The sequence below is a fragment of the Pseudomonas sp. Q1 genome (genome assembly GCF_009935975.1).
Lineage (GTDB): Bacteria > Pseudomonadota > Gammaproteobacteria > Pseudomonadales > Pseudomonadaceae > Aquipseudomonas > Aquipseudomonas palleroniana.
In genome coordinates this window covers 1-10,018 of the sequence record NZ_QODI01000027.1, presented here as the reverse complement: position 1 = coordinate 10,018, position 10,018 = coordinate 1, and the positions used below count along the sequence as shown (strand labels likewise).

Here is a 10,018-nt window from a genome sequence, read left to right as displayed (position 1 = left end):
TGTATGTCATAGGAAGCAGGGACAACGTAGGGGTGACACGTGACTGTCAAAAACGCGCACGCCCGACAGACCGGCGCGGTTCACCCGCGTCGGTCTGCCAGGCGTGCGTCGATCAGATCCGACGTTTGCGCTCGAACGTGGGCACGCTCGATTGCGGCACGACCACATGCTCGACCTGCCCCACCGCCGCGGCCATTGCAGCCAGCGTCGGTTGAGCGAGCAACACGCGCAAGTCAGCGTCCATCCCTTGCTTGCGCATCTGCTCGACCAGGCTCACCGCCAACAATGAATGCCCACCCAACTCGAAGAAGTGGTCATGGCGCCCCACCTGCCCGACGTTGAGTACCTTCTCCCACAGTTGCGCCAGGGCCACTTCCGTCGGCCCCTGGGGTGCCTCGTAAACGCGGCTGAGCAACGCCTCCTGGTCCGGTGCCGGCAAGGCCTTGCGGTCGACCTTGCCGTTGTTGGTCAGCGGCAGGCTGTCCAGGCGCACATAGGCCGCCGGCACCATGTACTCCGGCAACTGCGCTTGCAGATAGGCGCGCAGCACTTCGATATCCAGCGCTTCACGTTCGGTGAAGTAGGCCACCAGACGCTTGTGCCCAGGCTCGTCCTGACGGGCGAGTACCACCGCGTCCCTGACCTGCGGGTGCTCACTCAGGCGCGTTTCGATCTCGCCCAGTTCAATGCGGAAACCGCGGATCTTCACCTGCTGGTCGTTACGGCCCTGATACTGCAAGGTGCCGTCGGCACGCCAGGCCACCAGGTCGCCGGTGCGGTACATCAGCGCCCCGTCGCTGAACGGGTCGGCGAGGAACTTCTCCGCCGTCAGGTCAGCGCGGTTCAGGTAGCCCAGGGCAACCCCCTGGCCACCGATGTACAACTCGCCGGTGACACCGACCGGCACCGGTTGTTGACGGGCGTCAAGCACGTAGGCACGGCTGTTGCCCACCGGACGGCCAATCGGAATGCTGCCCTCGTCTGCCCGCGTAATCTCATGGGTAGTCGAGAACGTCGTCGCCTCGGTCGGGCCGTAGCCGTTGAGCAGATGCTGGGGTGCGCCATCCTTGATGACCCGAGCGATAACGCTCGGATCCAGTACATCGCCACCGACAATCAGGTAACGCAGTTGCGGGAAAACCGGCAGCAGCCCTTCGGCGTACTGGTGGAACAACCCGGCAGTCATCCACAACACGCTGACTGCTTGTTCCTGCAACAGCGCGGCAAAGCCGGCCTGGGATAGCAATGTGTCCTGATCGACCACCACCACTGCGCCGCCATTGAGCAAAGGTGCCCATACATCCAGGGTACTGGCGTCAAACGCCGGGTTCGAAGCAAACGCCACGCGGTCCTGCTGATTGAAATCGGCATAACCGTTGTTGATCACCAGGCGCGTGATCGCCCGGTGCGGCACCAGCACGCCCTTCGGCGTACCCGTTGAGCCGGAGGTGTACATGATGTACGCCGCCGTCTCGGCGGACTGTTCCAACGCCGGGTTATGATCCGGCTCGAGAATCAGATCCAGACTGTCCAGGTCCAAGCGACGAGCACCCTCCGGCACCTTGATCGAGGCAGCCGTCAGCAGCAGAGCCGCCCCGCTGTCCGAGATCATGAAGCCCTGACGGTCCAACGGCGCGTTGACGTCCAGCGGCACATACACCGCCGCACACTTGCTGATTGCCAGCTGGCTGATCAGCAGGTCCACGGAGCGTTCCAGCAGGATCGCCACGCGGTCACCGGGGACTACCCCCAGGCCGATCAGATGATGGGCCAGGCGGTTGGCCCGTGCGTTCAACCCGGCATAGCTGACCTGTTGCTGGCCGTGCGACGCCGCCAGGGCGTGCGGATGCGCTTGTACCCATGCCTCAAACACCTGATGCAGCGGTTGCAGTTGCGGGTAGCCCCGCGCCGTATCGTTGAACGTCTGCAACAACTGCCGGCGCTCATCGCTGCTCAAGATCGACAGGCGATTGGCTGCCGAATGCGGCGCCTGTTCCAACTGCTCGACCAGCCCGGCCAACGTCGTGCACACGTAACCCAAGACCCGCTGCGCACCCACTGAGCGCGGCGCCAGGGCACTGACCCGGAAGTCCTCGCCCACGTCATCCACCGAGAGAATCAGCGGATAACTGTTGACCCCTTCGTTGGCGAGCATCTCGATGCCGTCCCAGGCGACGCGGCTGGCCTCACTGACGCTGGCCGAGGCATGACGGTAGTTGAGCAAGGCACTGAACAACGGTGCCGGCGCGGCCACGCCACTGCAACGTTGCGCCAACGTCAGCGACGCATGCTCGTGAGCCATCAACTGACTCAAGGCCGCATGGGTGTTCTTGACCGCCGCCGTCAGGCTTTCATCTTTCAGGCGCACGCGCAGCGGCAAGGTGTTGATGAACATCCCCAGCGAACGCTCGGCGCCGTCACCGGCCTGCAGGCGGCCGAGCAATACGGTGCCGAACACCACGTCATCACGGGCTGACACCGCGCCGATGACCTGGGCCCAGACCCAGTGATACAGCGTGGCGGCACTCACCCCCAACTGCCGTGCCTGGCGCCGCAGACGCTGGCTGAACGCAGCGCCCAGCCAGTGATCGACCTCCTCGGTGGCATCCCGCTCACTGTCGATGCGCTGCACGCCGAACGGCAGCGTCGGTTCGTCGACGTCGCCGAGCATCTCGCGGAAAAACGCTTCATGGGCCGCACGGTCCTTGCCCTGGCGGGTCTGCGCCACATAGTTGCGGTACGGCACCGAAGCGCCCAGTTTCTGCTCGCGCCCGCTCATGTGCGCTTCGATTTCCGCCACCAGCACGCCCATGGAGGTCGCGTCGTTGACCAGGTGGTGAAAGGACAGCATGCCGATCCAGCGCTGATGCTGCGGGTCATGGGCAAAGCCCAGGTGCATCATCGGTGCCTGGCGGATATCCATGCGATGACGGCCGAGGCTGAAATGCTCACGCAATTGCGTCAGCACCTCGCCGGCCTGCGGGACGAGTTCGTCCATCGTCAGCGGGGCCTCGCGCCAGACCACTTGCACCGGCACCTCCAGTTGCTCCCAGAACAGCCCGGTACGCAGGATGTCGTGGCGACCGATCACGTGTTGCAGCGCCTGGGCGAACCGGTCCAGCCGCTGGCGGCTGTCGAACGCGAACAGCGCATGTTGCTGGTACGGGTCACCCTGTTCGGCGCTGATGTGGTGATACAACAGGCCCTCCTGCAACGGCGCCAAAGCATAGATGTCCTGCACGTTGGCCACTCCGCCCGGGACACTGGCGACAATCCGGTCAATGCTTGCCTGATCCAGCGTGGCCAGGGGCAGCAGGTCCGGAGTGATCCGGGTGCAACCGATGTCGATGCGATTGGCCGGTACCGCCACTTCGTTGCCGGCGCCCACCGCCGCCGCGAGGGCGGCCAGGGTCGGCTGGCTGAACAGCACGCGCACATCCGCCTGCAAGCCCGCCTGGCGCATACGTTCCACCAGGCCCACGGCCAGCAACGAGTGCCCGCCCAGCTCGAAGAAGTTGTCGTGGCGACCCACCTGTTCCAGTTTGAGCATCTCGGCCCAGATCTGCGCCAGGGTGGTTTCCACCTCGCCCTGCGGAGCTTCATAGCCGCGGCTGAGCATCGCGTCCTGATCCGGCTCCGGCAGCGCCTTGCGGTCCAGCTTGCCGTTGGCGGTCAGCGGCAGCTGGTCCAGGCGCACATAGGCGACCGGCACCATGTACTCCGGCAAGCAAGCTTGTAAACCGCTGCGCAGGGTGTCGATATCCAGCGCCGACTGTTCAGTGAAATACGCCACCAGGCGTCCGTCACGGGCCAGCACCACGGCTTCGCGGACGCCGGCCTGTTCGCTCAGGCGGGTTTCGATTTCACCCAGCTCGATACGCACGCCGCGGATTTTCACCTGATCATCGTTACGGCCCAGGTATTCCAGGGTGCCGTCTTCCAACCAACGCGCAAGGTCGCCGGTGCGGTACATGCGCGCCTGCGGATCCGCACTGAACGGATCCTTGAGGAAGCGCTCGGCGGTCATCTCTGGGCGGTTCAGGTAACCCCGCGCCACCCCGGCACCTGCCACGTACAACTCTCCCGCAACGCCCAGGGGGACCGGCTGCTGGTATTCATCGAGCAGATACACCTGGGCATTGCTCACCGGCTTGCCGATATGCAGCACCTGCCCGGCGTCAACGCGCCCGGAGGTCGCCACCACCGTGGCTTCGGTCGGGCCGTAGTTGTTGATCAGGTTGAAACGCTGCGGCTTGTTGAACTGCCGCAAGCGGTCGCCGCCGATCAACAGGGTCTTGAGGGTCGGGTGTTGCAGGTCCTGACTGATGGCATATTCGGCCACTGGGGTGGGCAGGAAGCTCACATCCAGCGGTTGCGCCAACCACCACTGCAGCAGCGCATCGATGTCTTCACCGCCATCATGGGCCGGCGGCATATAAAGGGTCGCCCCTACGCACAAGGCCGGCCAGACTTCCCAGGCCATGGCGTCGAAACCAAAACCGGCGACGCTCGACGTCTTGCCGCCGTGCCCCAGTTCAAACGTATCGCAGTGCCAGCTCACCAGGTTTTCCAAAGTGCGATGCTCCACCATCACGCCTTTGGGCAGGCCGGTAGAACCGGAGGTATAGATCACGTACGCCAGGTGTGCCTGGGTCAGGCCGGCAATCTGTGGGTTGCCTTTGGACGGGCCTTGCCACAGACGGCTGTCGAGTTCCAATACCGGCACGGTCAGGGTCGGCAGACGCTGCGCCAGCGCCGGCTGGATCAACACGGCCACCGGTGCGCTGTCGCCGAGCAGGTAACTGAGGCGCTCGGCCGGGTGCGCCGCATCAATCGGAACATAGCACGCACCGGCCTTGAGAATTGCGACCAGGCCCACCAGCATTTCCAGGCTGCGCTGCGCACAGATCGCCACGCGATCGTCGGGTTGCACCCCGAGTTCGATCAACTGGTGCGCAAGTTGGTTGGCTTGGCGGTTCAGTTCGACGTAGGTCAGGCTTTGGCCCTGGTACACCGCCGCCAGCGTATGCGGGTACAACTCGACCTGCTGCTCGAAGCGTTGGTGAATGGTCAGGCCGTGGGGATAGTCGACACGGGTGGCGTTGAAGCCTTCGAGCAACTGCCGACGCGCCTCGGCGGGCAGCACCGACAGGCTGTTCATCGCGGTGTACGGGGCGTGTTCCAGCGCCTCGACCAGTTGCTCGACGACCCGGTTCACGTACTCGCAGAGGCGTTGCGCGCCAATCGATGCCAGCGCCAGTGCGCTCAGGCTGAAAGCCTCGCCCAAATCGTTGACGCTCAAGGTCAGTGGGTAGTTGGAACGCTCCCGCGCCTGTAACAACTCCATGCCTTGCCACGCACGACGCGACGCCTCGGTGATTTCAGCAGCATTGTCCGGCGTATGGCGGTAGTTGAACAACGCACTGAACAACGGCATGGACTGCGGCACAGCACTGCAACGCTGGACCTGGGCCAGTGAGGCCAGCTCATGGGCAAGCAAGCCCGACAGACGCGCATGGGTGGCCTTGACGGCCTCCTGCACGCCTTGGCCGCTGATATCGACGCGCAGCGGCAAGGTATTGATAAACATGCCCACCGCCCGGTCGGCGCCCTCACCGCCTTGTAAGCGGCCCATCATCACCGTGCCGAACACCACCCGCTCAGTGCTGGAAACCACCCCCAGCACACGTGCCCAGGCCAGGTGGAACAGGCTGGCCGGGCTGACGCCATTTTGGCGAGTCAGCACGCGCAAGCGTCGGCTCAAGCCGGCGTCCAGGGTCAGGTCGACCTCTTCGATATCGTAGCCGTCATCGCGCACGTCCTGCTGTGCGAACGGCAGGGTCGGCTCCTCGATATCGCCGAGCATGTCGCGAAAGAACGCCTCGTGTTCCTGCTCGCGACTGGCCAGGCGCGTCTGCACCACGTAGTTGCGGTAAGGCACCGAGGCGATCAATTCATCGCCCTTGCCGAGCAGGAACGCTTCCATTTCCCGCCACACCACGTCCATCGCCATGTGGTCCATGATTGTGTGGTGGAACAGCAGCGTGGCGACAATGCGCTGGCCGGCCTCATCGTCGGCGTATACCAGTTGCATCAGTGGCGCCTGGGTCACGTTCAGACGATGGCGGCGCGGGTCGACGTGCGCCGCCAGTTGCGCGGCGATATCGCCGCCGCGCGGATCGAACTGCACCGCGCGGGTGACCATCCGCGCCTGGCGCCAGACCACCTGCACCGGTTGCTCCAGGCCCTCCCAGACAAACCCGGTACGCAGCACATCGTGGCGGTCGATAACCCGTTGCAAGGCTTCGGCAAACTGCTGCAGGCGTGCAAGATCGGCAAACGCGAACTGCCCCTGCTGCACGTACAGATCGCCCTGCTCGGCGCTGATGTGGTGGTAAAGAATGCCTTCCTGCAGCGGCGCCAGCGGGTAGATATCCTGCACGTTGGCCGCGCCGCCGACGACGGTGGCGACGATACGGTCGATGCTCGGCTGATCCAGGGTCAGCAGCGGCAGCAAGTCCGGCGTAATGTGCGTGCACCCGGCCGGGATGATGTTGGCCGGCACCTGGATCTCGCGCCCGCTGCCCACGGCCGCGGCGAGCGCCGCCAGGGTCGGTTGGTTGAACAGGACGCGCACGTCGGCGTTGAGGCCGGCCTGGCGCATGCGTCCGATCAGGCTGACGGCGAGCAACGAGTGCCCGCCCAGTTCGAAGAAGTGGTCGTGGCGACCGACCTTGTCCACCTTCAGCACATCGGCCCAGAGCTGTGCCAGCAGGGTCTCGACCGCACCGCTGGGTGCTTCATAACCCCGTGCAATCACCGCTTCCATGCCCGGCTCCGGCAGCGCCTTGCGGTCCAGCTTGCCGTTGGGGCTCAGCGGCAGTGCCTCCAGCACCACATAGGCCTGCGGCACCATGTAGGTCGGCACAGACTGCTGCACATGCTCACGCAAGGCTTCGATATCGATCTGCGACTGCGCATCGCGCCGCGTGCAGTACGCCACCAGGCGCTCATCACGCACCAACACCACGGCCTCCTGCACAGAACTATGCGCCGCCAGGTGCGCTTCGATTTCGCCCAATTCGATACGCAAACCACGCAACTTGACCTGATCGTCATTGCGTCGCACGTACTCCAGCGTGCCATCGGCCAGGTAACGCACCAGGTCGCCGGTCTTGTACAGGCGCCCGTTGCCGGTGAAGGGGTCCGCCAGGAAGCGCTCGGCCGTCAAGTCATCGCGGCCCAAATACCCACGCGCCACACCGGCACCGCCGATGTACAACTCGCCCACCACACCCAGCGCCACCGGTTCAAGGCGTGCGTCGAGCACATAGGCCCGGGCATTGGCGATGGGCTTGCCAATCGGCACCGACTCGACCGGCGCACTGCCGTCGCAGGTCCACGACGTGCTGTCGATGGTGGCTTCGGTCGGCCCATACAGGTTAACGATCCCGTGAGTGGTCAGCGCCCGGGCCTGCATTGCCAGTTGCGGCTCCAGCACTTCACCGCCGCTGAACAGGTAACGGCAGCGCACGCCGCTGTCCGGCAGTTGCACCAGCAGGCGCAGCAGGCTTGGCACAAATTGCGCAACGCTGACCTGGTGTTCCACCAGGGTCTGCGCCATTTGCTCGACGTCCCTCGAGGCTTGCGCCGGCAACAGCACCAGGCGTGCGCCAATCGCCAACGGCGTCCAGATTTCCCAGACTGAGGCGTCGAAGGCCACCGAGGTACGTTGCAAGATCCGTTCGTTGGCATCAAAACCAAACGTGCGGGTCTGCCAGGTGATGTGGTTGACCAGCGAACCATGCTCCACCATCACCCCTTTCGGGCGGCCGGTGGAGCCGGAGGTAAAGATCACGTAGGCCAGGTCATTCGGCCCGGCCACCGCGACCGGGTTGTGGCGTGGCTGTGCGGTCAACGACAGTGCGTCCAGGTCGACCTGTGCCACACCCGAATCCTCCAGCACCATCCGGGTGGCTGCGTGGACCAGCACCGCCAGCGGCTGGCTGTCTTGCAGCGCCAGGGCCAGGCGTTGCGCGGGGTACTCGGGGTCGAGCGGTACATAGGCAGCCCCCGACTTGAGGATGCCCAGCAGCCCGACAATCATCGCCAGGCTGCGCTCCATGCACAGGGCGACGCGTGCATCGGCCTGCACACCCAGGCTGCGCAAGTGATGCGCGACCTGGTTGGCCTGTTCGTTCAGTTCGCGATAGCTCAACGCCTGGTCGCCCAGCACCACCGCGACGGCATGTGGCGTGTGCAAGGCATGCGCTTCGATCATCTGCACCACGGTCAGGTCCCGTGGGTAATCCGCGTCGGTGGCGTTGAAATCCGCGAGCAACTGGCGGGTCTGGGCCGGCGAGAGGATCGACAGTTGCTCCAACGCCCGTTGTGGCGCGTGCTCCAGAGCATCGACCAGCTGTTCAAGCAGGGTCACGAGGTAACCGCAGATCAACTGCGGATCGACCGATGCAACCGTCAGTGCATCCAGGCTGAAGTCTTCGCCCAGATCGTTGACGCTCAGGCTGACCGGGTAGTTGGTGCGCTCCTCGGACGTCAGGAAGCGCATGCCGCGCCAGGCCTGCTCCATCTCGGCCGTCAGGCCGGCATGGGCCGCCGGGCTATGGCGATAGTTGAGCAGCGCACTGAACAGCGGGGTCGACTGCGCAACCCCACTGCAACGTTGCACCAGGGCCAGCGAGGCATGTTCATGCCCCAACAGGCCGGTCAGGCGTGCATGGGTCGCCTTGACGGCGGCCTGCACCCCCAAGCCTTCGGTATCGACCCGCAATGGCAGGGTGTTGATAAACATGCCCAGCGACCGGTCAGCGCCGTCCCCGCCCTGCATGCGGCCCATCAGGACGGTGCCGAACACCACCTGCCGCGAGTCGGACACGCTGCTCAGCACCTTCGCCCACGCCAGATGGAACACGCTCGCGGCGCTGACCCCCAGCAGCCGCGCCCGCGCCCTCAGGCGCCGGCTCAAATCGGCGTCCAGAGCCAGCGAGGCTTCACGGATGGCATGGCCTTCGCCTTGTACGTCCTGCAAACCGAACGGCAAGGTCGGCTCCTCGATATCGCCGAGCATGTCGCGGAAAAACGCTTCGTGCTCCTGCTCACTGAGCCCCAGGCGCGCCTGAGCCACATAGTTGCGATACGGGATCGGCGCCGCCAATGGCTCGGACAGTCCCAGCAGGCTGGCCTGCATTTCCTGGCTGACGACCTCCAGGGCCGTATGGTCCAGCGCCAGGTGATGGAACAACAGGATCGCCACGATCCGCTGGTTGGCGCGGTCTTCGGCGTACACCAGACGAACCAGCGGCGCCTGGCTGACCTCCAGGCGGTAATGCCGGGCATCAAAACGCTCATGCAGTTGGCTGAGAATATCGCCATCGGCCGGGTCCAGGTCCACTGCTTGTACTGGCAACTCGGCTTTGCGCCAGACGACCTGGGCGGGAATGGCCAGGTCTTCCCAGTCCACGCCGGTGCGCAGGATGTCATGGCGCTCGATCACCGCCTGCAAGGCCTGGGCAAACGCCTGCAGACGCTCGATATCGTCGAATTCCAGCTGCGACTGCAGCAAGTACGGATCGCCCTGCTCCGCTGCGATGTGGTGGTACAGGATGCCTTCCTGCAACGGTGCCAGGGCGTAGATATCCTGCACGTTGGCCACGCCGCCCGGCACGCTGGCGACGATGCGGTCGATCGCCGCCTGGTCCAGGTCCGCCAGGGGCAGCAGGTCCGGGGTGATGCGTACGCAATCGGGCGTGATCAGGTTGGCCGGTACGGCTACCTCACGCCCACTGCCCACCGCAGCGGCCAGCGCTGCCAAAGTCGGCTGGCTGAACAGCACGCGCACGTCGGCACTGAGGTCGGCGCGGCGCATGCGTTCGATCAGGTTGACCGCCAGCAGCGAATGGCCGCCCAGTTCAAAGAAGTTATCGTGACGACCGACTTGCTCGACCTTGAGCAGGTCGGCCCAGATCTGCGCCAGTACGGTTTCCACTTCTCCTTGTGG

At 64.8% G+C, this 10,018-nt stretch carries 1 protein-coding gene; it reads right to left on the bottom strand.

Features of this window, described 5'->3' with window-relative positions; translation table 11 throughout:
* Positions 1–112 precede the first annotated feature (112 nt).
* Positions 113–10,018: non-ribosomal peptide synthetase (locus tag DK870_RS28040; protein WP_161550314.1), on the bottom strand; the 9,906-nt coding region annotated here is incomplete at its 5' end.